The 23665-nt window shown below is 72.6% G+C and carries 23 protein-coding genes and 6 pseudogenes; 26 read left to right on the forward strand and 3 right to left on the reverse strand.

Annotated elements, in window-relative coordinates:
* Positions 1–22: 22 nt before the first annotated feature.
* From MF408_RS25860 to MF408_RS18780, 5 genes and pseudogenes are all read left to right on the forward strand, one after another.
* Positions 23–265 carry a metallophosphoesterase gene (locus MF408_RS25860; RefSeq protein WP_275693226.1) on the forward strand — a complete coding sequence of 81 codons (243 nt, stop codon included), beginning with the start codon at positions 23–25 and terminating at the stop codon, positions 263–265.
* 7 nt (positions 266–272) lie between these two features.
* Positions 273–848: a metallophosphoesterase family protein gene (locus MF408_RS18770; protein WP_275693227.1), complete on the forward strand. Its 576-nt coding sequence runs from the start codon at positions 273–275 to the stop codon at positions 846–848.
* Between the two features lie 4 nt (positions 849–852).
* A pseudogene (locus tag MF408_RS27105) lies at positions 853–957 on the forward strand (hypothetical protein); the annotation flags it as partial.
* 103 nt (positions 958–1060) lie between these two features.
* A complete protein-coding gene (gene dxr, locus MF408_RS18775; protein ID WP_345893767.1) occupies positions 1061–1990 on the forward strand; it encodes a 1-deoxy-D-xylulose-5-phosphate reductoisomerase in 930 nt (309 codons plus the stop codon).
* Positions 1991–1997: 7 nt separating this feature from the next.
* Positions 1998–2264: a site-2 protease family protein gene (locus tag MF408_RS18780; protein ID WP_240248953.1), complete on the forward strand. Its 267-nt coding sequence runs from the start codon at positions 1998–2000 to the stop codon at positions 2262–2264.
* Between the two features lie 130 nt (positions 2265–2394).
* Here the strand turns inward: MF408_RS18780 and MF408_RS18785 are convergent, their stop codons facing one another.
* Positions 2395–2604 carry a hypothetical protein gene (locus MF408_RS18785; protein ID WP_240248954.1) on the reverse strand — a complete coding sequence of 70 codons (210 nt, stop codon included), beginning with the start codon at positions 2602–2604 and terminating at the stop codon, positions 2395–2397.
* A gap of 20 nt (positions 2605–2624) precedes the next feature.
* Between MF408_RS18785 and MF408_RS25865 the strand changes: the two are divergent.
* From MF408_RS25865 to MF408_RS27110, 8 genes and pseudogenes are all read left to right on the forward strand, one after another.
* Positions 2625–2738, forward strand: a pseudogene (locus MF408_RS25865) (PDZ domain-containing protein); the annotation flags it as partial.
* A 48-nt stretch (positions 2739–2786) separates the two neighbouring features.
* A complete protein-coding gene (locus MF408_RS18795) occupies positions 2787–3359 on the forward strand; it encodes a site-2 protease family protein (protein WP_275693497.1) in 573 nt (190 codons plus the stop codon).
* Between the two features lie 61 nt (positions 3360–3420).
* A complete protein-coding gene (ispG, locus tag MF408_RS18800) occupies positions 3421–4572 on the forward strand; it encodes a flavodoxin-dependent (E)-4-hydroxy-3-methylbut-2-enyl-diphosphate synthase (protein WP_240248956.1) in 1152 nt (383 codons plus the stop codon).
* 68 nt (positions 4573–4640) lie between these two features.
* The gene (locus MF408_RS18805) at positions 4641–5369 is read left to right on the forward strand and encodes a DUF4081 domain-containing protein (RefSeq protein WP_240248957.1); all 729 of its coding nucleotides are present in this window, start codon (positions 4641–4643) and stop codon (positions 5367–5369) included.
* A complete protein-coding gene (locus MF408_RS18810) occupies positions 5303–5488 on the forward strand; it encodes a GNAT family N-acetyltransferase (protein WP_240252041.1) in 186 nt (61 codons plus the stop codon). The genes MF408_RS18805 and MF408_RS18810 overlap by 67 nt, the downstream gene beginning before the upstream one ends.
* 57 nt (positions 5489–5545) lie before the next feature.
* Entirely contained in the window at positions 5546–7348 is a 1803-nt protein-coding gene (locus MF408_RS18815; protein WP_240248958.1) for a proline--tRNA ligase, read from the forward strand.
* Positions 7349–7350: 2 nt separating this feature from the next.
* A pseudogene (locus MF408_RS18820) lies at positions 7351–8860 on the forward strand (succinate CoA transferase).
* Positions 8861–9197: 337 nt separating this feature from the next.
* Positions 9198–9590, forward strand: a complete 393-nt coding sequence (locus MF408_RS27110) for an HAD family hydrolase (RefSeq protein ID WP_345893768.1) — start codon at positions 9198–9200, stop codon at positions 9588–9590.
* A gap of 243 nt (positions 9591–9833) precedes the next feature.
* On the opposite strand, the gene MF408_RS18830 is transcribed toward MF408_RS27110, so the two are convergent.
* Together MF408_RS18830 and MF408_RS18835 are read right to left on the reverse strand one after the other, a co-directional pair.
* Entirely contained in the window at positions 9834–10250 is a 417-nt protein-coding gene (locus tag MF408_RS18830; protein ID WP_240248960.1) for a ferritin-like domain-containing protein, read from the reverse strand.
* On the reverse strand, positions 10247–10756 hold the full coding sequence (locus MF408_RS18835; RefSeq protein WP_240248961.1) for a hypothetical protein: 510 nt from the start codon (positions 10754–10756) through the stop codon (positions 10247–10249). The genes MF408_RS18830 and MF408_RS18835 overlap by 4 nt, the downstream gene beginning before the upstream one ends.
* A 143-nt stretch (positions 10757–10899) precedes the next feature.
* Here MF408_RS18835 and rimP point away from each other — a divergent pair, with 143 nt between their 5' ends.
* The 13 genes and pseudogenes from rimP to MF408_RS18900 all read left to right on the forward strand — a co-directional run bounded on the left by rimP (position 10900) and on the right by MF408_RS18900 (position 23560).
* Positions 10900–11379, forward strand: a complete 480-nt coding sequence (gene rimP / locus MF408_RS18840; RefSeq protein WP_240248962.1) for a ribosome maturation factor RimP — start codon at positions 10900–10902, stop codon at positions 11377–11379.
* 2 nt (positions 11380–11381) lie between these two features.
* Positions 11382–12362: a transcription termination factor NusA gene (nusA, locus tag MF408_RS18845; RefSeq protein WP_240248963.1), complete on the forward strand. Its 981-nt coding sequence runs from the start codon at positions 11382–11384 to the stop codon at positions 12360–12362.
* A 376-nt stretch (positions 12363–12738) separates the two neighbouring features.
* A complete protein-coding gene (locus MF408_RS18850; protein WP_275693228.1) occupies positions 12739–13065 on the forward strand; it encodes a YlxR family protein in 327 nt (108 codons plus the stop codon).
* Positions 13066–13154: 89 nt separating this feature from the next.
* Positions 13155–15944 (forward strand): annotated as a pseudogene (infB, locus tag MF408_RS27115) (translation initiation factor IF-2).
* A 70-nt stretch (positions 15945–16014) separates the two neighbouring features.
* Positions 16015–16491 carry a 30S ribosome-binding factor RbfA gene (gene rbfA / locus MF408_RS18865; protein WP_240248964.1) on the forward strand — a complete coding sequence of 159 codons (477 nt, stop codon included), beginning with the start codon at positions 16015–16017 and terminating at the stop codon, positions 16489–16491.
* Positions 16491–17355, forward strand: a pseudogene (gene truB / locus MF408_RS18870) (tRNA pseudouridine(55) synthase TruB). The gene rbfA and the pseudogene truB overlap by 1 nt, the downstream one beginning before the upstream one ends.
* A 38-nt stretch (positions 17356–17393) precedes the next feature.
* Positions 17394–18338 (forward strand): annotated as a pseudogene (locus tag MF408_RS18875) (bifunctional riboflavin kinase/FAD synthetase); the annotation flags it as partial.
* Positions 18335–19345, forward strand: coding sequence for a hypothetical protein (locus MF408_RS18880; RefSeq protein ID WP_240248966.1), 1011 nt, complete (start codon positions 18335–18337; stop codon positions 19343–19345). The pseudogene MF408_RS18875 and the gene MF408_RS18880, both read left to right, overlap by 4 nt.
* Positions 19346–19449: 104 nt before the next feature.
* Complete coding sequence (locus MF408_RS18885) at positions 19450–19680, forward strand: DUF6458 family protein (protein WP_240248967.1); 231 nt, start codon at positions 19450–19452, stop codon at positions 19678–19680.
* 46 nt (positions 19681–19726) lie between these two features.
* On the forward strand, positions 19727–19987 hold the full coding sequence (locus tag MF408_RS25875; protein WP_275693230.1) for a nucleoside hydrolase: 261 nt from the start codon (positions 19727–19729) through the stop codon (positions 19985–19987).
* A complete protein-coding gene (locus MF408_RS18890) occupies positions 19984–20682 on the forward strand; it encodes a nucleoside hydrolase (protein ID WP_275693231.1) in 699 nt (232 codons plus the stop codon). Before MF408_RS25875 ends, MF408_RS18890 begins: the two co-directional genes overlap by 4 nt.
* Before the next feature lie 109 nt (positions 20683–20791).
* Complete coding sequence (gene rpsO, locus MF408_RS18895; RefSeq protein ID WP_240248968.1) at positions 20792–21067, forward strand: 30S ribosomal protein S15; 276 nt, start codon at positions 20792–20794, stop codon at positions 21065–21067.
* Between the two features lie 243 nt (positions 21068–21310).
* A complete protein-coding gene (locus tag MF408_RS18900) occupies positions 21311–23560 on the forward strand; it encodes a polyribonucleotide nucleotidyltransferase (protein ID WP_240248969.1) in 2250 nt (749 codons plus the stop codon).
* Positions 23561–23665: the final 105 nt, after the last annotated feature.

Genomic DNA, 23665 nt, shown 5'->3' on the forward strand with positions numbered 1-23665 from the left:
CCCCGCCCGCCGGTCTAGGGTGATGTTCGTGGAGCTCGACCGGATCGCGCTGATCTCCGACGTCCACGGCAACCTGACGGCGCTGGAGGCGGTGCTCGCCGACATCGAGGCCCGGGGGATCGAGCGGGTCCTCAACCTGGGCGACTACGTCGGCAAGGGGCCGCGCGGCCGGGAGGTGGTCGACCGGTGCCGTGAGCGGTGCGAGGTCAACCTCCTCGGCAACTGGGACGACTTCCTGCCCGACCCGGCCCGCGGCGGCGACTAGCGAGGCCGTGCGCTGGTGGCGCGACCAGCTCGGTCCGGGGCAGGCGGAGTGGCTGCGGTCGCGGCCGTTCAGCCACGACCTCTGGATGAGCGGCCGGCGGGTGCGGCTGCTGCACGCGTCGCCCGACGACGTGCACCGCAAGGTGTGGTTCGACCACGACGAGGACGGGTTCCTCGACATGTTCCGCAACACCCCGCTCACCGGCGACGGCCCCGTCCCCGACGTGGTGGCGTACGGCGACACGCACGACCCCTACCTCGAGAACGACCGCGGCCGCCGGACCCTCGTCAACGTGGGCAGCGTCGGCAACTGCATCGGCGACCCGACACCGGTGTACGTCGTCCTCGAGGGCGTCGCGGACGGCACCGAGCCGGCGCCGTTCTCGGTCGCGTTCGTGCGGGTTCCCTACGACCACGAGGCCGAGCTGGCCCACGCCGCGGCGGTCGGGATGCCCGAGCTCGACGCCTACGCCCTCGAGCTGCGCGAGGGCGTCTACCGCGGCCACCTCCCCACCGGCGTCGCCCCCTATCACCGCCGACCCGCAACCGTCCCTGCGATGGTGGGAACACCCACCCCCTCCTGAGAGGATGGGCGACGTGAGAGACGTCGTCATCCTCGGCTCCACCGGGTCGATCGGCACCCAGGCGCTCGACATCGTGCGCGCCAATCCCGACCGGTTCCGGGTGGTCGGGCTGACCGCCGGGGGGAGCAACCCGGACCTGTTCGAGGCGCAGGTCGCCGAGTGCCGGCAGCGGTTCCCGGGCCTCCACGCCGGGCTGGGGGGAGGAGGCGTCGGTGGAGGCGGCGCAGCTGCCCTGCGACGTCGTGCTCAACGGCATCACCGGCGCGGTCGGCCTCCGCCCGACGCTCGCCGCCCTCGACGCCGGCCGCACCCTGGCGCTGGCCAACAAGGAGTCGCTGATCATCGGCGGCCCGCTGGTCAAGGAGCGTGCGAAGCCGGGCCAGATCGTGCCGGTCGACAGCGAGCACAGCGCGATCGCGCAGAGCCTGCGCGGCGGCCGCCCGGACGAGGTACGCCGCCTGGTCCTCACCGCGAGCGGCGGCCCGTTCCGCGGGCGGAGCCGCGACGACCTCGCCGGCGTCACGCCGGAGCAGGCGCTGGCGCACCCGAACTTCGCGATGGGCCCGGTGATCACCACCAACTCCGCGACCCTCGTCAACAAGGGACTCGAGGTGATCGAGGCACACCTGCTCTTCGACGTGCCGTTCGAGCGGATCGACGTCGTGGTGCACCCGCAGCAGATGATCCACTCCATGGTGGAGTTCACCGACGGCGCGGTCGTGGCCCAGATCGGGCTGCCGACGATGCTGGTGCCGATCGCCCTCGGCCTCGCCTGGCCCGAGCGGGTGCCGGACGCGGAGTCGCCGGTCGACTGGACCCGAGCCGCCGACTGGCGGTTCGAGCCGCTCGACGACACCGCGTTCCCCGCCGTCCGGCTCGCCCGCGAGGCCGGTGCCCGCGGCGGCACCGCCCCGGCGGTCTACAACGCCGCCAACGAGGTGTGCGTCGACGCCTTCCACGACGGGCGGCTGCCGTTCCCGGCCATCGTCGACGTGATCGCGTCCGTGCTCACCGAGCACGACGTACCCTCGGACCAGCAGCTCACGCTCGACGACGTCCTCGCCGCCGACGCGTGGGCGCGTGACGCCGCCCGCCGGACCATCGCGGCCACCGCCACGACCGCGCCGACCCGAGAGACCTGACGCCAGCATGACCGCACTTCTCTACACCCTCGGCGTCGTCGTCTTCGCCGTCGCGATCCTGGTCTCGATCGCCCTGCACGAGGTCGGGCACCTGGTCCCGGCGAAGAAGTTCGGCGGCAAGGTCACCCAGTACTTCGTCGGCTTCGGCCCCACTGTCTGGAGCAAGCAGGTCGGCGAGACCGGAGTACGGCGTCAAGGCGATCCCGCTCGGCGGCTACGTGAAGATCGTCGGGATGCTCCCCGCCGGGTGCCGCCGAGCTGGCCGACGAGGTGACCGTCGACGCCGCGGGCAACCAGGTGACCCGGGTGCGCAAGTCCAACACCGGCATGTTCACCCAGCTGATCTCCGACGCGCGCGCCGCCGAGTGGGAGCTGGTCGGCCCCGGCGACGCCGACCGGCTGTTCTACAAGATGCCGCCCTGGAAGAAGATCGTCGTGATGGCCGGCGGTCCGAGCGTCAACATCCTGATCGCCTTCCTGATCTTCCTCGGCGTCTTCGCCACCTGGGGCAACGCGGCCGACCCCGACGTCAGCACCGTCGTCGACGAGGTGCAGGCCTGCGTCGTGCCGGTCGAGGAGTCGGGCCGGGTCTGCACGGACGAGGAGATCGCCACCAGCCCGACCCCCGGCGTACGAGGCCGGGATCCGCTCGGGCGACCGGATCGTCGCCTTCAACGGGGTGGAGGTCCGCGACTGGACCCACCTGCAGCAGATGATCCGCGGCAACGGCGACGACCGCGCGACCATCCTGCTCGAGCGCGACGGCGGCGAGGTGCAGGTCGAGACCGCCACGACGGTGACGCCGCGGTTCCTCGACGCCGAGGCCGAGGAGCCGGAGCCGGTCGGGTTCCTCGGCGTGCGCCCGGAGAGCAGCCCGACGACCGGCGGGCCGCTCTACACGCTCGAGCAGATGGGCGTGATGACCGTCGACGTCGTCGAGGCGCTGGCGACCCTGCCGGCGAAGGTGTTCGACGTCGCGCAGGCGATCGTCGGTCTGGAGGAGCGCGACCCCACCGGTCCGGTCAGCATCGTCGGCGGCGGCCGGCTCGCCGGCGAGACGGCGGCGCACGAGGAGATCCTCGTGGACCAGAAGGTGATGTCGCTGCTGATGCTCATCGCCGGTTTCAACTTCTTCATCGGCATGTTCAACTTCGTGCCGCTGCTGCCGCTCGACGGCGGTCACATCGCCAGCGCGGTGTGGGAGGCGCTGCGCCGCCGGTTCGCCCGGCTCCGCGGGCGCCCCGACCCCGGGTACGTCGACGCCGCGAAGCTGCTGCCGGTGGCCTACGTCGTCGCGAGCGCGATGCTGGTCATGGGTGTCGTGCTGATCGTCGGCGACCTCGTCGTGCCGGTCCGGCTGACGTCCTGACCGGGCCTGCGGGGGCGTCGCCGAATCCCGTCCGCGCGGCCCCCGGAAGTACCCTGGAGCCATGACCGCTATCGGCCTCGGCATGCCCACCGCCCCGCCGCCGGTGCTGGCTCCCCGCCGCAAGACCCGGCAGATCCAGGTCGGCAAGGTCGGTGTCGGCAGCGACCACCCGATCTCGGTGCAGTCGATGACGACGACGCTGACGGCCGACGTCAACAGCACGCTGCAGCAGATCGCCGAGCTCACCGCGTCCGGCTGCGACATCGTGCGGGTGGCGTGCCCGAGCCAGGACGACGCCGACGCGCTCCCGGAGATCGCCCGGCACAGCCAGATCCCGGTCATCGCCGACATCCACTTCCAGCCGCGCTACGTCTTCGCCGCCATCGAGGCCGGGTGCGCCGCCGTCCGCGTCAACCCCGGCAACATCAAGAAGTTCGACGACCAGGTCAAGGAGATCGCGCGGGCCGCGAAGGACCACGGCACCTCGATCCGGATCGGCGTCAACGCCGGGTCGCTCGACAAGCGGCTGCTGGAGAAGCACGGCAAGGCCACGCCCGAGGCGCTCGTCGAGTCGGCCGTGTGGGAGGCGAGCCTCTTCGAGGAGCACGACTTCCACGACTTCAAGATCTCGGTGAAGCACAACGACCCCGTGGTGATGGTGCGCGCCTACGAGCTGCTCGCCGAGCAGGGCGACTGGCCGCTCCACCTCGGCGTCACCGAGGCCGGGCCCGCGTTCCAGGGCACCATCAAGTCCGCGACCGCGTTCGGTGCGCTGCTCAGCAAGGGCATCGGCGACACGATCCGGGTCTCGCTGTCCGCACCGCCGGTCGAGGAGGTCAAGGTCGGGCTGCAGATCCTGGAGTCGCTCAACCTGCGGCCGCGCCGGCTCGAGATCGTCTCCTGCCCCAGCTGCGGCCGGGCGCAGGTCGACGTCTACAAGCTCGCCGACCAGGTGACCGCCGGCCTCGACGGCCTGGAGGTCCCGCTGCGGGTCGCGGTCATGGGCTGCGTCGTCAACGGTCCCGGTGAGGCCCGCGAGGCCGACCTCGGCGTCGCCTCCGGCAACGGCAAGGGCCAGATCTTCGTCAAGGGCGAGGTGATCAAGACCGTGCCCGAGTCCGAGATCGTGGAGACGCTCATCGAGGAGGCGATGCGGATCGCCGAGGCGATGGAGCCGGTCGAGGGCGCCGAGCCCCAGGTCAGCATCTCCTGAGCGCACCGCAGGAGCGGTCAGCCGGACACCGGATGGCCGCCGACGGCTCCGCCTCGTAGGCTCGGCTCGTGCTGACGACCCGGAGCGGTGTGCGCGTCCTGGCGGCCGCCGACCTGGACGCGTTCCTGGAGCTGGCCGACCAGGAGCCGGTGGTCAACGTGTTCGCGATCCACCGCGCCCGCACCACCGGGCTCGAGCCCCGCTGGCTGGGCGGCGAGATGTGGGGCCGGTTCGAGGACGGGCTGCTGGTCGCGGCGTGCCACGTGGCCGCCAACCTGGTGCCCGTCCAGGCCCGCGCCGAGGACGCCGTTGCGTTCGCCGCCCGGGCGCTCGCGCGTCGTCGTACCGCCTCCACGATCGTCGGCCCGCAGGACGCCGTCCGCGCGTTCTGGGACGAGGTCGGCGGCGCCTGGGGACGCCCGCGCGAGGAGCGCTGGGACCAGCGGCACATGGTCATCGAGGGGCCGCCGGTCGTGGCGCCCGACCCGGCGGTGCGGCCGACCGTGCGCGAGGACCTCGAGTCGCTCTACCCGGCGTGCGTCGCGATGTACACCGAGGAGGTCGGGGGTGTCGCCGGAGGTCGGGGGAGGAGCCGACCTCTACCGCACGCGGGTGGCCCAGCTGATCAGCCGCGGCTGGTCGTTCGCGCGCTACGACGGCGACGAGCTGGTCTTCAAGGCCGAGGTCGCCTGCGCCACCCCCCGACGCCGCCCAGGTCCAGGGCGTGTGGGTGCCGCCGCACCGGCGCGGCGAGGGCCTGGCCACCGCCGGCATGGCTGCGGTGGTGCAGCTGGTGAGGGAGCGGATCGCCCCCTCGGTGTCGCTCTACGTCAACGAGTGGAACCACGCCGCGCGCCTCGCCTACGAGCGGGTCGGCTTCCGGGAGTCCGCCCGGTTCGCCACCGTGATGTTCTGACCTCGTCCCGGGCAATCCGGTTGCGGCGCGCGGCGCGGCCCCGCCTACCCTTTGCGCATGATCTCCCGGATGTCGACCCTGTTCGTCCGCACCCTGCGCGAGGACCCCGCGGACGCCGAGGTGCCGAGCCACCGGCTGCTGGTCCGGGCGGGCTACATCCGCCGCGCGGCGCCCGGGATCTACACGTGGCTGCCGCTCGGGCTGCGGGTGCTGCGCAAGATCGAGAACATCATCCGCGAGGAGATGGACGCGATCGGTGCCCAGGAGGTCAGCTTCCCCGCCCTGCTGCCGCGGGAGCCCTACGAGGCGTCGAACCGCTGGACGGAGTACGGCCCGAACCTGTTCCGGCTCCAGGACCGCAAGGGCGCCGACTACCTGCTCGGCCCCACGCACGAGGAGATGTTCACGCTCCTGGTCAAGGGCCTCTACTCCTCCTACAAGGACCTGCCGCTGTCGATCTACCAGATCCAGACGAAGTACCGCGACGAGGCGCGTCCCCGAGCCGGGCTGCTGCGGGGCCGGGAGTTCACGATGAAGGACTCCTACTCCTTCGACGTCGACGACGCCGGGCTCGACGCGAGCTACCGCGCCCACCGCGAGGCCTACGTGCGGATCTTCGACCGGCTCGGCTTCGAGTACGTCATCGTCAAGGCCACCTCGGGCGCGATGGGCGGCTCCCGGTCCGAGGAGTTCCTCGCCAAGGCCGAGGTCGGCGAGGACACCTACGTCCGCTGCACGCGCTGCGACTACGCCGCCAACGTCGAGGCCGTCGAGGTGCGGGCCCCCGAGCCGGTGCCCTACGACGACGCGCCCGCCGCGCACGCGGAGGCGACGCCCGGCACGCCCACCATCGCCACGCTCGTCGACCACCTCAACGAGCGCTTCCCCCGGGACGACCGTCCGTGGACGGCCGCCGACACCCTCAAGAACGTCCTCGTGGTGCTCGTGCACCCCGACGGCAAGAGGGAGCCGCTGGCCATCGGCGTGCCCGGCGACCGCGAGGTCGACCTCAAGCGGCTCGGCGGCCAGCTGGAGCCGATCGACGTCGAGCCGATGGACGACGACGAGCTCGCGAAGCACCCCGCGCTGGTGAAGGGCTACATCGGACCCGAGGTGCTCGGCGAGGAGGGCAAGAGCGGGATCCGCTACGTCGTCGACCCCCGCGTCGTCGAGGGCACCCGGTGGGTGACCGGCGCCAACGTCGAGGGCAGCCACGTCATCGACCTCGTCGTCGGCCGCGACTTCACCCCCGACGGCACCATCGAGGCCGCCAACGTGGTGGACGGCGACGCGTGCCCCCGGTGCGGCCACGACCAGGGCGGCACCCTGGAGGCGGCACGCGGCATCGAGATGGGCCACATCTTCCAGCTCGGCCGCAAGTACGCCGACGCGCTCGGCCTCCAGGTCCTCGACGAGAACGGCAAGCTCGTGACCGTCACGATGGGCTCCTATGGCATCGGGCCCTCCCGCGCGGTCGCCGCGATCGCGGAGAACACCCTCGACGACATCGGGCTGTGCTGGCCGCGCAACGTCGCGCCGTACGACCTGCACGTCGTCGCGACCGGCAAGGACGAGGCCGTGTTCGAGGCCGCCGCCCGGCTCGCCGCCAACCTCGACGCCCGCGGTGTGGAGGTGCTGCTCGACGACCGGCCGAAGGTCAGTCCCGGCGTGAAGTTCAAGGACGCCGAGCTGATCGGGGTCCCCACGATCGTCACCGTCGGGCGCGGTCTCGCCGACGGCGTCGTCGAGGTGAAGGACCGCCGCACCGGCGAGCGCACCGAGGTCCCGGTCGACGGCGCCGTCGAGCACCTCGTCGGGCTGGTCGCCTCGGCCGGCGCCACCGGCGCCGGGCACCGCTGACGATGCTCGAGCGGATCACGTGCCCGGCCCTGGCCGGGCGGGTCACGACCGCGGCGGAGGCGGCGGCGGTCGTCCAGCCGGGCGACTCGGTCGGCATCAGCGGGTTCACCGGCGCCGGATTCCCCAAGGCGGTGCCGCGCGCGCTGGCGGCACGGATCGCGGCTGCGCGTGATCGCGGCGAGGACTTCCGGGTCGGGCTCTGGTCCGGTGCGTCCACCGGCCCGGAGGTGGACGGGGTGCTGGCCGGCGTCGACGGCCTCGACAAGCGGCTCCCCTACAACTCCGACCCCGACCTGCGGCGCCTCATCAACGACGGCACCGTCGACTACGTCGACGCCCACCTCTCGCACGCCGCCCAGCAGGCGTGGTTCGGGTTCTACGGGCCGCTCGACGTGGCCGTCGTGGAGGTCGCGGCCGTCCTGCCCAACGGGCTGCTCGTGCCCGGGACGTCGGTCGGCAACAACAAGACCTGGCTCGACCAAGCCGGCAAGGTGATCCTCGAGGTCAACCGGTGGCTGCCGCGCGACCTGGAGGGCTTCCACGACGTCTACTACGGCGCGGCCCTCCCGCCGCACCGGATCCCCATCCAGCTGACCCACCCCATGCAGCGCATCGGCGACCCCTACCTGCGGGTCGACCCGGCCAAGGTGGTCGCGGTCGTCGAGACCGACGCGCCCGACCGCAACACCCCGCTCGACCCGCCGGACGACGCGTCCCGGGCGATGGCCGACCTGCTCGTCGACTTCCTCCGCCACGAGGTGCGCGCCGGCCGGATCCCGTCGTCGCTGCTGCCGCTCCAGTCCGGCGTGGGCAACGTCGCCAACGCGGTGATGGAGGGGCTGCTCGCCAGCGAGTTCGAGGGCATGACCGCGTTCACCGAGGTGATCCAGGACGGGCTCCTCGACCTCCTCGACGCGGGCAAGCTGGTTTCCCCTCTCGTCGACGTCGTTCGGGCTGTCCCCGGAGGGGCAGCGCCGGTTCCTCGACAACGTCGGCTCCTACAAGGGCCGGATCCTCCTCCGCAGCCAGGAGATCTCCAACCACCCCGAGCTCGTACGGCGGCTGGGCGTGATCGCGGTCAACGGCATGCTCGAGGCCGACATCTACGGCAACGTCAACTCCACTCACCTGATGGGCTCGGCCATCATGAACGGCATCGGCGGAAGCGGCGACTTCGCCCGCAACGCCTACCTCAACTTCTTCGTCGCGCCGTCGACAGCCAAGGCCGGCGCCGTCTCCAAGATCGTGCCGATGGTGAGCCACGTCGACCACACCGAGCACGACGTGCACGTGCTGGTCACCGAGCAGGGGCTGGCCGACCTCCGCGGGCTCTCCCCGAGCGACCGCGCCGAGCGGGTGATCGACCGGTGCGCGCACCCCGACTACCGTGACCGGCTGCGCGACTACGTCGCCCGGGCGCGCGCCGCCCGGCCGCACGCCCGGCACACCCCGCACCTGCTCGAGGAGGCGCTGGGCTGGCACGTCAACTACCTCCGGGAAGGCAGGATGTGACCGTGGCCGGTGGCGTCGACGCGGTGATCTTCGACTGGGGCGGGACCCTCACCCGTTGGCACGACATCGACTTCCACGCGGAGTCGGTCGCGCTGGCGGCGGCCGTGGTGGCGACGCCCGACCCGGAGGACGACCGGGCGCTCGCGGTGTCCTCCCACGCGAGCCGGCTGCTGACGGCGGGCAGCGTGATCTGGGGCCGCAGCCGCGACGAACACCGGAGCTCGACGCTGGCCGACCTGTTCGCCGAGGCCGGCCTCGACCACGACCCCGACCTGCTCACCGCCTACTACGAGTTCTGGGAGCCGCACACCCAGACCGACCCGGAGGTCGGCCCGCTGTGGGAGACGCCCGGGGCGAGGGCATCCGGGTCGGCGTGCTCTCCAACACGATCTGGCCGCGCGCGTGGCACGTCGGGTTCTTCGAGCGCGACGGCGTCGCCCATTTGGTCGACGGCGACGTCTACACCAGCGAGATCCCGTGGACGAAGCCGTCGCCCCAGGCCTTCGCGGCGGCGATGGCGGCCGTCGGCGTCGACGACCCGGGCCGGTGCGTCTACGTCGGCGACCGGCTCTACGACGACGTCTGGGGCGCGCAGCAGGCGGGGATGCGGGCGATCCACGTGCCGCACTCCGACATCCCCACCGAGCAGCTCGGCCACACCCACGGCGTACCGGACGCGGTGGCGCACCGGCTGGCCGAGATCCCGTCGCTCATCGAGCCCTGGCGCTGACCCGCGCGCCTCGCTGTTGCAGGTTCCTGCACTGCGAGTTTATGAGGATGGCGGGAACGAGCGCCGGAGGGCCTGCAGCGTTGCACAATCGTGCACGCAGCGATCGAAGAGCCCCCACCTCCCTCGATCGTGAAGCGATGACCGTTGTCCCCGGTCGTCAGCGGTCCGTGCCTCCGTGCTCCGGGGGACGTCTCGGGAGTTCCCCGGAGGCGGAGGCACGGACCGCTGCTTCGCTTCGGGCCCTCAGAGACCCGGCAGTGCCGTCGGCTCGCCGCCGAACGTCACCTGCCGCACGGCGGCGTCGACGAGGGCGGCCACGGCCCACTGCCGCTCCTCGCCGGCGGTGCTGGCGACGACGTAGGCGTAGGTGGCCGCGCACGCCCGCTCGACCCGCAGCGCCCGGTCGGCGACGGCCACCGGCCCGGAGAGGTCGGCCGGCAGGTCGTAACCGGGCTCGGCCGCCGGCGGCTCACCGCCCGCCTCGGTGATCATCGCGGTCAACCGGTCGCGCCGGCCGCGGTGCACGACGTACGCGTCGGTGACCTCGGCGAACAGCTGCGGGTCGCTGGACTGCGAGGTCTGGCCGCCGAGCGCGCCGTAGACGAACACCGCCGCGTGCTCGGCAGCGAGCGCCGTCCCGAGCGCGTCGAGCGCGGTCATGCCGCCACCGCCCGCTGCTGGGCCACCGCCGCCGCCATCGCTGCGAGGACCTGCGCAAGCGCACCGCTCTCGGCCTCCACCGCGGCCGCGGTGAGGCGGCGCTGCAGGCGCGCCTCGGTGCGCAGCAGCCGCTCCCGGGCCGCGGCCTGCGGCCCGGGCGGTGCGGTCGCCGGCCGGACCGACCCGTCGCGCCCCAGCTCCGCGAGGTGGGAGCGGTGCAGGCTCGCCAGCCGTCGGGCGAGGGGGCGGAGGGCGCGGTGCTGCCGTGCGGTCGCCGTCGCCGCGGCGACCGCCGCCTCGAGCTCGGCGGCGACCTCGGCCACGAGATCGGAGTCGGCGTCGACGGCCGGCTCGGTGGGGTCGGCGCCGGGGCCCGGCGCCGGGCCGCCCGTGCGGTCGGATCCGCACCCCGCGACGAGCGCGACCCCGGTGCCCGCACAGGCGGCGAGCACCGCTCGACGGGTCGCGCGCGGGTGTCGGTGCACGCGGCGACTGTAGAGGATCACGGCCTTCGCGTCGGCCCCGGCGCGGCCCTCCGCCACCCTCGCCGCGACCCGCTATCGTGGACGGATCGCACGTCGCGCCGTGCGCGACGCAGGCAGCACCGCCACAACCAGCACCGCCACAACAGGACACGGGGGTCTCACCCATGAGCTCGAGCCAGTCCGCCGTCGTCGCAGCCGTGGAGGCCGAGGTCACCCGGCCGCTGGCGGCCCTCGACCTCGACGTCGAGGCGGTGGAGCTCACCCCGGCCGGCAGGCGGCGCGTGCTGCGGATCGCCGTCGACAAGGACGGCGGCGTCACCCTCGACGACGTCGCCGCGGCCACGAAGGCCGTCGACGCTGCCCTCGAGGACTCCGACGTGATGGGCGAGCAGCCCTACACGCTCGAGGTGACCTCGCGTGGCGTCGACCGCCCGCTCACCCTGCCGCGACACTGGCGGCGCAACCGGTCGCGGCTGGTCCGTGTCACGCTCACCGACGGCAGCACCGTCACCGGCCGGGTCCGTGACTCCGGCGACGACAGCGCCACCCTCGACGTCGGGGGCGCCGAGCGCACCGTGCCTTACGCCGACGTGGCCAAGGCGCTGGTGCAGATCGAGTTCAACCGCAAGGAAGGCGACGACTGACGATGGACATCGACCTGAGCATCCTGCGGATGCTGGAGCGGGAGAAGGAGATCAAGTTCGACGTCCTCGTCGAGGCGATCGAGCAGGCGCTGCTGACGGCGTACCACAAGACGCCGGGCGCCCAGGAGGACGCACGGGTCGAGCTCGACCGGCGCTCGGGCCACGTCACCGTGTGGGCGGCGGAGCTCGACGACGACGGCAACCGGATCGGGGAGTACGACGACACGCCCCAGGGGTTCGGCCGGATCGCGGCCACCACCGCGAAGCAGATCATGCTCCAGCGGCTCCGCGACGCCGAGGACGAGGTGCGGTTCGGGGAGTTCTCCGGCAAGGAGGGCGACATCATCTCCGGCGTCATCCAGCAGGGCCGCAACCCCGACGACGTGCTCGTCGACCTGGGCAAGCTCGAGGCCCTGCTGCCGGTGAGCGAGCGGGTGCCGGGGGAGGACTACCGCCACGGAACCCGGATCAAGTGCCTGGTCGTGTCGGTGCGCAAGGGCATGCGCGGACCTCAGGTCACGCTGTCGCGTTCGCACCCGAGCCTGGTGAAGAAGCTGTTCGCGCTCGAGGTGCCCGAGATCGCCGACGGCACCGTCGAGATCGCCGCGATCGCCCGTGAGGCCGGCCACCGCACCAAGATGGCCGTCCGCTCGACCGTGCAGGGCGTCAACGCCAAGGGCGCGTGCATCGGCCCGATGGGCCAGCGCGTCCGCGCGGTGATGGCCGAGCTCGGCGGCGAGAAGATCGACATCGTCGACTGGTCCGACGACCCGGCCGAGCTGGTCGCGCACGCCCTGTCGCCGGCGCAGGTCAGCTCGGTCCAGGTCGTCGACGCCGCCGCCAAGTCGGCCCGGGTCGTCGTCCCCGACTTCCAGCTCTCGCTCGCCATCGGCAAGGAGGGGCAGAACGCCCGGCTCGCCGCCCGGCTCACCGGCTGGCGCATCGACATCCACTCCGACGAGGAGCCCGCCGCGTCGGAGTGACGCACACCGCCGACCCGGCTCATCTCGGCACGCAGAATGCGCCGACCCGGCTCATCTCGGCACGCAGAACGCGTCGACCCGGCTCATCTCGGCACGCAGAACGCGTCGACCGGCGCATCTCCGCGCGTCAGTCTGCTGAGACGAGCCGGGTCGGGCCGTTTGAGGTGCGGAGATGGGACGGGTCGGGCCGTTTGAGGTGCCGGGATGGGACGAGTCGGGGCGTTGGAGGTGCAGAGACGAGCCGGGTCGGCGGGTGGCGGAGCACGGGGGCGCGCCCGTTTCGGATTCCGGTGGCGTCCGTGGGTAGACTGGTACCTCGGTGGCAAGCCGACGGAGTTCCCCTGCTCGCCCGGACCGGGTTCCCCTCGCGGGACCGGTGCGGACGTGCATCGGGTGCCGGCAGCGGGCCGCCAAGCGTGAGTTGTTGCGAGTGGTCGCCGGCTCGGACGCGACGACCGGGGGACCGGTCGCCCTGCCCGATCCCGACGGCACCGCACCCGGCCGCGGAGCGCACCTGCACCCCGTGACCGAGTGCTACGAGCTCGCGGTGCGCCGGAAGGCCTTCGCCCGCGCCCTCCGCCTCGCGGCGGGGAAAGGGGAGGGGTCTCCAGCGCACCGGTGGGTGACTACCTCACCTCGCGACAGCAACAGCACTGACCGACCGGAAAAGAAACTGGAGCAGCAGCTCATGAGCACTCGATGAGTACCTCGCGATGAGCCAGTTCGTTCTGCAGCATCCACCAACGGTCTGAAACACCCCAGGAACCGGGTCTTCAGGCCAGAAGGAGAGACGTGGCCAAGACCCGAGTTTCCGAGCTCGCGAAGAAGTACGGCATCCCCAGCAAGGAAGCGCTGGAGAAGCTGAACGCAATCGGCGAGTTCGCCAAGACGGCATCCTCGAGCATCGAGCTGCCGGCGGTGAAGAAGTTCGAGGACACCTACGGTGCCGAGCTCCTCGCCCGCATGAAGCCCGCCGAGGAGAAGAAGGCGGACAAGCCCGCCGAGGAGAAGCCGGCCGCCAAGAAGGCGACCGCCCCCAAGCCCGGCCCCAAGCCCAAGGCGCCCGCGCCGGAGCAGCCGGCCGAGCCCCGCACAGCCGGCCGCTCCCGCCGAGCCCACCGCGAAGCCGGCGGCTGCCGCGGCGCCCGCCCCGACCGAGGAGCCGCCTGCTGCGCCGGCGGCCCCCGCTGCGCCTGCCGCCAAGCCGACGGCGCCGAAGCCGGCGGCCCCTGGGCCGCCGACGCCCAAGGCGCCCGCGCCGCGCCCCGTCGGCAAGCCCGGCGGCACGCCCCGGCCCGGCAACAACCCGTTCTCGTCCGCGCAGGGCATGGGCCGCCGGCCCGCGCCGCCGGCGCGCGACGGCGAGGCCGGTCCGGGTGGCCCCCGGCCGCCCGCCCGTCCGGGCATGCCCCGTCCCAACCCGGCGATGATGCCCAAGAACCCGGCCCTCTTCGGCCAGGGCGGTGGCGGCGGTGGCCGTGGCCCGGGTCGCGGACCCGGTGGTCCCGGCGGCCCCGGCCGGTCCGGTGCCCCCGGCCGCCCCGGTGGCGGCGGTCGCGCCGGAGCCGGTGCCGGCGCACCCGGCGGCGGTCGCGGTCCGGGCGGTTTCGGCCCCGGTGGCGGTGGTCGCGGTCGTCCCGGCCAGCGCGGCCAGACGCAGGGCGCCTTCGGTCGCCCCGGCGGTCCGGCCCGTCGCGGTCGTAAGTCCAAGCGGGCGCGTCGCCAGGAGTTCGAGGCCATGGAGGCCCCGACGATCGGCGGCATGCGGGTCCGCAAGGGCAACGGCGAGACCGTCCGCCTCGCGCGCGGTGCCTCGCTGACCGACTTCGCCGAGAAGATCGGCGTCGACGCCGCGTCGCTGGTGCAGATGCTCTTCCACCTCGGCGAGATGGTCACGGCCACCCAGTCGGTGGGCGACGAGACCCTGGAGTTGCTCGGTGAGGAGCTCAACTACAAGGTCGAGGTCGTCTCGCCCGAGGACGAGGACCGCGAGCTGCTCGAGTCCTTCGACATCGAGTTCGGCGCCGACGAGGGCGACGAGTCCGACCTGGTGGTCCGCCCCGCCGGTGGTCACCGTCATGGGTCACGTCGACCACGGAAAGACCAAGCTCCTCGACGCGCTCCGCAACGCGAACGTCGTCGACAAGGAGGCCGGTGGCATCACCCAGCACATCGGTGCCTACCAGGTGCACACCGACGTCGACGGCGAGGACCGCCGGATCACCCTGATCGACACCCCCGGTCACGAGGCGTTCACGGCCATGCGTGCCCGTGGTGCGCAGGCGACCGACATCGCGATCCTCGTGGTGGCGGCCGACGACGGCGTGATGCCGCAGACGGTCGAGGCGCTCAACCACGCCAAGGCCGCCGACGTGCCGATCGTGGTCGCGGTGAACAAGGTCGACAAGCCGGAGGCCGACCCGACCAAGGTCCGCGGCCAGCTCACCGAGTACGGCCTGGTCCCCGAGGAGTACGGCGGCGACGCGATGTTCGTCGACGTCTCCGCGAAGGCCGGGCTCAACCTCGACAAGCTGCTCGAGGCGGTCGTGCTGACGGCCGACGCGTCACTGGACCTGCGGGCCAACCCCACCCAGCAGGCGCAGGGCCTCGTGGTCGAGGCGCACCTCGACCGCGGCCGTGGTCCGGTGGCGACGGTGCTGGTCCAGCGCGGCACGCTGCGGGTCGGCGACTCGATCGTCGCCGGTCCGGCGCACGGACGCGTCCGGGCGATGCTCGACGAGCACGGCAACGAGCTCGAGGTGGCCGACCCGGCCCGCCCGGCGCTCGTGCTCGGTCTCTCGGCGGTGCCCGGTGCCGGTCAGAACTTCCTCGTGGTCGAGGACGACCGGATGGCCCGGCAGATCGCCGAGAAGCGGGAGGCGCGCGAGCGTGCCGCCCAGCAGGCCAAGCGGCGTGCCCGTCGTTCGCTCGAGGACTTCATGGCCTCCATGGAGAAGGGCGAGGCGCAGGAGCTCAACCTCATCCTCAAGGGCGACGTGTCCGGTTCGGTCGAGGCGCTCGAGGACTCCCCTGGCCCAGATCGAGGTCGGCGACGAGGTGTCGCTGCGCGTCATCGACCGCGGCGTCGGTGCGATCACGAAGGCGAACGTCGACCTCGCGGCGGCGTCCGACGCGGTGATCATCGGCTTCAACGTCCGGCCCGAGGGCAAGGTGGCCGAGCTGGCCGACCAGGAGGGCGTCGAGATCAAGTACTACTCGGTCATCTACCAGGCGATCGAGGAGATCGAGGCGGCGCTCAAGGGCATGCTCAAGCCGGAGTTCGAGGAGGCCACCCTCGGCCAGGCGGAGATCCGTGCGATCTTCCGCTCCTCGAGGATCGGCAACATCGCCGGCTGCATGGTCACCAGCGGCGTGATCCGGCGCAACGCCAAGTACCGGGTCATCCGCGACGGTGCCGTCGTCGCCGACAACCTCGACCTGTCCTCGCTGCGGCGGGAGAAGGACGACGCGTCGGAGGTCCGGGAGGGCTTCGAGTGCGGTCTCGTGCTCCGGAACTTCCAGGACATCAAGGAGGGCGACGTCGTCGAGGCGTTCGAGATGCGCGAGATCCCGCGCAGCTGATCACTCCCCGCTGTGCCGCCCGGTCCCCTCGGACCGGGCGGCGCAGCCGTCTCACTGATAGGAACGAAGCATGAGTAGCCCGCGCGTGCGCAAGATCGCGGACCGGATCCAGGTGATCGTGGCCGAGATGCTCGAGCGCCGGATCAAGGACCCGCGGCTGGGGTTCGTCACGGTCACCGACGTCCGGCTCACGGGCGACGCCCAGAACGCGACGGTCTTCTACACGGTGCTCGGTGAGGACGCCGACCAGAAGGCGACCGCGACCGCGCTGGAGTCGGCCAAGGGCGTGATCCGCTCTGAGGTCGGCAAGCAGCTCGGCATGCGGCACGTGCCGAGCATCGCGTTCGAGCTGGACGCGATTCCCGAGAGCGCCCGGCATCTCGACGAGGTGCTGGCCCGCGCGCGGGAGGCGGACGCCGCCGTCGCCGCGGCCCGCGAGGGCGCGCGGCCGGCCGGCGAGCCCGACCCGTACCGGAAGCCGCGCGAGGCCTCGGAGGAGACGGGCGAAGCTGTCGAGACAGACGTAGAGGACGAGGACGAGGCCTGATGGGCGGCGCGCCGTCGGGGCTCGTCGTCGTCGACAAGCCCGCCGGCATGACGTCCCACGACGTCGTCGCCCGGGCGCGGCGGACCCTCGGCACCCGCAAGGTCGGCCACGCCGGCACCCTCGACCCGATGGCGACCGGCGTGCTCGTGCTCGGTGTCGAGCGCGCCACCCGGTTGCTCGGCCACCTGATGCTGACCGAGAAGACCTATGCAGCGACGGTGCGGCTGGGCGCGGCCACCACGACCGACGACGCCGAGGGCGAGGTCATGGCGACCACGCCGGCGGCGGGCCTGAGCGACGACGCCGTCCGTGCCGCGCTCGCGGCGTTCGAGGGCGAGATCGAGCAGGTGCCGTCGACGGTCTCGGCGATCAAGGTCGACGGCCGACGGGCCTACGCCCGGGCCCGCGCCGGCGAGGAGGTGCGGCTCGAGGCCCGTAGGATCACCGTCCACGCCATCGAGGCGGGCGCGTTCCGCCGCGACGGCGAGTTCCTCGACGTCGAGGTCCGGCTGCGGTGCTCGAGCGGCACGTACGTCCGGGCGATCGCCCGCGACCTCGGGACCGCCCTCGGGGTCGGCGGCCACCTGACCCGGCTGCGGCGCCACTCCGTCGGCCCGTTCACCATCGACGGCGCCGACACGGACCTCGACCACCTCCACGTGACGGGGCTGGCCGAGGCGGCCCGGGCGACGTTCGCCTCGATCGACCTCGACGCCGACCAGGCGCAGGCCGTCCGGCACGGCCGGCCGCTGCCGCTCCAGCTCGCCGCGGTCACCGCCGTCTTCGCGCCTGACGGCGAGTTCCTCGCCCTCTACCGCCCCGACGGGGGGCCGCGCCCGCCCGGTCGCCGTCTTCGTCGGCTGACGGGGATCAGTAGTCTGGCGCCCGTGCGCGTGTGGAGAAGGTTCGAGGACGTCCCTGCGGATCTCGGGCGCACCGTCGTCACGATCGGCAACTTCGACGGCATGCACCTCGGCCACCAGCACGTCGTACGACGCACGCGTGAGGTGGCGAACGAGGTCGGGGTCGGCACCGTCGTCGCCGTCACGTTCGACCCGCACCCGATTGCGGTGCTGCGTCCCGAGCACGCCCCTCCGACGCTGACGACCATCGACGAGCGGCTGCGGCTGCTCGAGGAGGCCGGCGTCGACCACGTGCTCGTGATCCCGTTCTCCCGCGAGATCGCCGCCTGGACGCCGGAGGAGTTCATCGACCGGATCCTCGTCGGCACCCTCCACGCCCGGGCGGTCGTCGTCGGCGCCAACTTCCGGTTCGGCAACCGGGCCGCCGGCGACTGCCAGCTGCTGCGGGAGGCCGGCGCCACCCGCGACTTCGTCGTCGACGCGGTCGAGCTCGACGGGGGACCCCAGGTGTGGTCGTCCACCTACGTCCGCACCTGCCTCGCCGCCGGTGACGTCGCCGGCGCGGCGGAGGCGCTGGGCCGGCCCTACGTCACCCGGGGCGTCGTCGTCGAGGGCGACAAGCGTGGCCGCGGGCTCGGCTACCCGACCGCGAACGTCCCGGTGGTCCCCGGCGCCGCGGCACCGGCCGACGGGGTGTACGCCGGCCGGTTGCGGCGGCTGGACGGCCCGGCCGGACCGGACGGCGAGGCCCTCCCCGCCGCGATCAGCGTCGGCACCAACCCGACCTTCGACGGGCAGCGCGAGCGCCGGGTGGAGGCCTACGTGCTGGACCGCACCGACCTGGAGCTCTACGGGGCGGAGGTGGAGGTCGAGTTCGTCGACCGGATCCGCGGCATGGTGCGGTTCGAGTCGGTCGAAGCGCTGTTGGAGGCGATGGCCGAGGACGTGGCCCGGACACGGGAGATCCTGGGCGCATCCGCATGAGCGACCGTGCGGCCGGCCCGGTGCTCGTGGCGACCGACGCCTGGTTCCTGCGGCACGGGCTGACCTACTTCGTGCCCGAGCAGCGGGCGGCGGTGCGCGCGGCGCTGCGGGTGCGGCGCACGCTCGTCCCGGCCGTCCTCGTCGTCGTGGTCGCGCTGTCGGTCGCGGTGGCGCTGGTCTCGGTCTCCGGCGACCTGGGTGCCGGCCCGGCCGTCCTGGTCACGATCGCGGTGCTGGCGCTGGTCACCTACGGGGTGACGGCGCTGCGGGCGGGCCACATCCTGGGCTGGGGCCTGAGCCGCACGTTCGGCTCGCTCCGCCGGCTGCTCCCGATGGTGATGCGGGCGCTGCCGCTGCTGCTGCTGTTCGTGACGTTCCTCTTCATCAACGCCGAGGTCTGGCAGATGGCTGCCGCCGTCAGCGTGGGGGCGTTGTGGCTCACGGCGCTCCTGTTCGCGGCGACGGCGCTGACGTTCCTCGTGATCCGCCTCCCCGAGGAGGTCGACAAGGTCGACGACGACGTGGACGACGCGTTCCTCCTGCGCGCCTGCCGGGACACGCCGCTGGAGGAGGCGTGCGTCGACCTGGTGGCCGACCCGGACGCCGACCCGGCGTCGTACGCCACGATCGTCGGCTACGAGCGCTGGAACCTCGTGCTGTCGCTCCTGGTCGTCCAGCTGGTGCAGGTCGTCCTGATCGCCGCCGGCGTGTTCGCGTTCTTCTTGGTCTTCGGGTCGCTGGTGATGACCGACAGCGTGCAGCTGGCCTGGACCGGGTCCGAGAGCCTGCGGAGCGCCGAGTGGCTGCCCACCGTGTCGGTGGAGCTGCTCCGGGTGTCGTTCTTCCTCGCGTCGTTCTCGCTGCTCTACCTCACGGTCTCCACGGTGACCGACGACGCCTACCGCGAGCAGTTCTTCGGAGGGCTGCTCCGGGAGCTCGAGCGCGCCGTGGGCATGCGCGCGGTCTACCTCGCCCTGCGCGCACGGGAGCGGCCCGGCGCCCCGTGACCGCCGGCTGAGCGCCCGAGCGTCGCCGGCGGCTCGGATGGTCCGCGCCCGGCTGGGTACCTCCTCGGGTGCAAGGACGACCCGCCACCGAAGGGACAGGTCACATGGGTTACGGACTCGGCATCTTCCTGCTCGCGCTCGGGCTGATCCTCGCGCTGGCCGTGCAGGACCGGGTCGAGAGCGTGGACCTCACGCTGATCGGCTGGATCCTCGCCGGCGTCGGTTTGCTAGCGATCGTGCTGACCGCGGTGACCGCCGCGTCGCGCCGGAGCCGCTACAACAGCACCACCCACCCCGACGGGTCGCAGACGGTGCACCGCGACGACCGCGTCTGACGGCGCCGGCGACGGCAGCGCAGTCGGCCCAGGAGGTGCCAGGGCCGTGACCGGCCACCCCCGGATCCCGGTGGTCCTCGACTGCGACACGGGCAGCGACGACGCGGTCGCGATCATGCTGGCCGCGCACCACCCCGCGCTGGACCTGCTCGGCGTGACCACGGTGTGGGGGCAATCACGACGTCCGCGGCACCACCGACAACACGCTCCGGGTGCTCGCGCGCATCGGCCGCGACGACGTCGGCGTCCACCCCGGCGCCGACGGGCCGGTCCGGCCGCGGGTCTGCGCGGTCCCGCCGGGCCGTGACGACCTGCCGCCCCGCCTCCCGCTGCCCCCGGCCACCGCAGCGCCGGGCGCCCCGGCGGCCGAGTGGCTGCTCGAGACGCTCCGCGCCGCCACCGACCCGGTCACCCTCGTCGCCACCGGGCCGCTCCAGCAACATCGCCGCCCTGGTGGCCGCCGACCCCGCCGTCACGGACGCCGTACGACGGCTGGTCGTGCTCGGCGGCGCCTACCGGCAGCGGGGCGTCACGCCGCACGCCGAGCGCAACGTCTGGTGCGACCCCGAGGCCGCCCACGACGTGTTCACCGGGGCGTTCCGCGAGATCCTGCTGATCACGATGGACGCGACCTTCTCCGCGCCGCTCACCGGCGTCGACGTCACCCGCCTCCGGTCGACCGGGACGCCGGCGGCGCAGACCGCGGCCGACCTGCTGGAGGAGCGGATCGCCTGGTACCGCCGCGACGAGGCCATGCTCGCGCTGAACGCGGCGCCGCTCCACGACCCCCTGGCCGTCGCCTGCCTGGTCGATCCCGGGGTGGTCGACGTCCGGCGTACGGCGGTGACCGTCGAGCGCACCGACCCGGTCACCTACGGCGCCACCCGGTTCGCCTTCAGCCCCGACAGCTGCGCCGGCTCGGTCGTCTCGGTGGCCTTGCGCGCCCACCGCGACCGGTACGTCGACCTGCTGGTGCGCACGCTCGGGGATTCGGCCCGGTGAGGGGGCGCTGATAGCCTTGAGCGGTTGCCGTAGGAACGGCCGCGGACAGAGAGTGCCCCGGTGAACAGGCCCGGGCGCGCCGCGCAACGAGTGAGCTGGAAGGAAGCCCATGGCTGTCGGAACCCCCGCTGAGGTCAAGAAGAAGATCATCGCCGAGTACGGCACGAACGAGGGCGACACCGGCTCGCCCGAGGTGCAGGTCGCGCTCCTGAGCCACCGGATCTCCCACCTCACCGAGCACCTGAAGCAGCACAAGCACGACCACCACAGCCGGCGCGGCCTGCTGCTCCTGGTCGGCCAGCGCCGTCGGCTCCTCAACTACCTGAAGAAGACCGACATCGAGCGCTACCGCTCGCTCGTCGAGCGCCTCGGCCTGCGCCGCTGAACTTCGCGTGTGGGGATCCACCACCTGGTGGGTCCCCCACCGCTACATTGCAGCGCGGAACAACTGAACAACACCATCAACTGGAGCGATTCGCGTCCCCGCCGGCCTTCCGGGTCGACCCGGTCCTCGGTAGTGATCCCCAGACCGCCGGTCTGTGGGTCTCGATCGAAGACCGGTCACCACTGGCCCCCCGGGCCGGACGCGGACGGTCGCGGATCGCACCGCGAACGAAGGAAGTCCCACGTGACTGAACCCGTCATCTCCGCCGTCGAGACCGTCATCGACAACGGGAAGTTCGGAACCCGCACCGTCAAGTTCGAGACCGGGCTGCTCGCCCGCCAGGCCGCCGGTTCGGTGACCGCCTACCTCGACGACGACACCATGCTCCTGTCGGCGACGACCGCGTCGAAGCAGCCGAAGGACCACTTCGACTTCTTCCCGCTGACGATCGACGTCGAGGAGCGGATGTACGCCGTCGGCCAGATCCCCGGCTCGTTCTTCCGGTCCGAGGGCCGCCCCAGCGAGGACGCGATCCTCACCTGCCGGCTGATCGACCGCCCGCTGCGCCCGACCTTCAAGAAGGGCCTGCGCAACGAGGTCCAGGTCGTCATCACGGTGCTGGCGCTCGACCCCGACATGCCCTACGACGTGCTCGCGATCAACGCCGCGTCGATCTCCACCCAGCTCTCCGGCCTGCCGTTCTCCGGCCCGGTGGGCGGCGTCCGCGTCGCCCTCGTCGACGGCCAGTGGGTGGCCTTCCCCACCCACAGCCAGCTCGAGCGCGCCGTCTTCGACATGGTCGTGGCCGGCCGGGTGACCGAGTCCGGTGACGTCGCGATCATGATGGTCGAGGCCGAGGCCACCGAGCAGACCTTCGAGCTCGTGCAGACCGGCGCCCAGGCGCCGTCGGAGGACGTCGTCGCCGGCGGTCTCGACGCCGCCAAGCCGTTCATCAAGCAGCTGTGCGAGGCGCAGGCCGAGCTGGCCAAGCAGGCCGCGAAGCCGGTCCAGGAGTTCCCGGTCTTCCTCGACTACGAGGACGACGTCTACGCCGCCGTCGAGGCCGCCGTGCGCACCCAGACCGCCGAGGCGCTCACCATCGGGGGCAAGCAGGAGCGCGAGGAGCGCCTCGACCAGATCAAGGCCGCCCTGCTCGACGAGGTCGGCCCGCAGTTCGAGGGCCGCGAGAAGGAGATCGGCGCCGCGTTCCGCTCGCTCAACAAGCAGCTGGTCCGCGAGCGCGTGCTCCGCGACAAGGTCCGCATCGACGGGCGCGGCCTCGCCGACATCCGGCCGCTCCACGCCGAGGTCGGCGTGATCCCGCGGGTCCACGGCTCGGCGCTGTTCGAGCGGGGCGAGACCCAGATCCTGGGCGTCACCACCCTCGACATGCTCAAGATGGAGCAGCAGCTCGACACCCTCTCCCCGGAGAAGTCGCGCCGCTACATGCACAAGTACGTCTTCCCGCCGTTCTCCACCGGCGAGACCGGCCGCGTCGGCTCGCCCAAGCGTCGCGAGGTCGGCCACGGCGCCCTGGCGCGCCGCGCGCTGCTGCCGGTACTGCCGTCGCGCGAGGAGTTCCCTTACGCGATCCGTCAGCTCTCCGAGGCGATGGGCTCCAACGGCTCGACGTCGATGGGCTCGGTGTGCGCCTCGACGCTGTCGCTGCTGCAGGCCGGTGTGCCGCTCAAGGCGCCCGTGGCCGGCATCGCGATGGGCCTGATCTCCGGCGAGGTCGACGGCGAGACGTCGTACGTCGCGCTCACCGACATCCTCGGCGCCGAGGACGCCTACGGCGACATGGACTTCAAGGTCGCCGGCACCCGCGAGTTCGTGACCGCGCTCCAGCTCGACACCAAGCTCGACGGCATCCCCGCCGAGGTCCTCGCCCAGGCGCTCGGCCAGGCCAAGGACGCGCGGATGGCGATCCTCGACGTCATGGGCGAGGCCATCGACGGCCCCGAGGAGATGTCGGTCCACGCCCCGCGGATCATCACCGTCACGGTGCCCGTCGACAAGATCGGCGAGGTCATCGGCCCCAAGGGCAAGGTGATCAACCAGATCCAGGACGACACCGGCGCGACGCTGTCGATCGAGGACGACGGCACCGTCTACATCGGTGCGACCAACGGCGAGGCCGCGGAGGCCGCCCGCCAGGCCGTCAACGCGATCGCCAACCCGACCATGCCGGAGGTCGGGGAGCGCTACCTCGGCACCGTCGTCAAGACCACCAACTTCGGCGCGTTCGTCTCGCTGCTGCCCGGCAAGGACGGCCTGCTGCACATCAGCAAGCTGCGCGGCCTCGCCGGCGGCAAGCGGGTCGAGAACGTCGAGGACGTGGTCTCCGTCGGCCAGAAGCTCCAGGTCGAGATCGCCGAGATCGACGACCGCGGCAAGCTGTCGCTGATCCCGGTCGTGGAGGAGTCCGAGGGCGCCTCCGACGCCGGCGAGGGCGGGGGAGCCCGAGCAGGCGGAGGCGTGAGCCCGTCTTGAGCACATTCCCGACGACGGCCGGTCCGCAGCACGCGGGCCGGCCGTCCGGCCTTACCCGGTCAGCCGGCCGGGCCTCCACCCGCACGGTGGAGACCGTCCGCGACG

Source organism: Nocardioides sp. TF02-7 (assembly GCF_022437945.1).
Lineage (GTDB): Bacteria > Actinomycetota > Actinomycetes > Propionibacteriales > Nocardioidaceae > Nocardioides.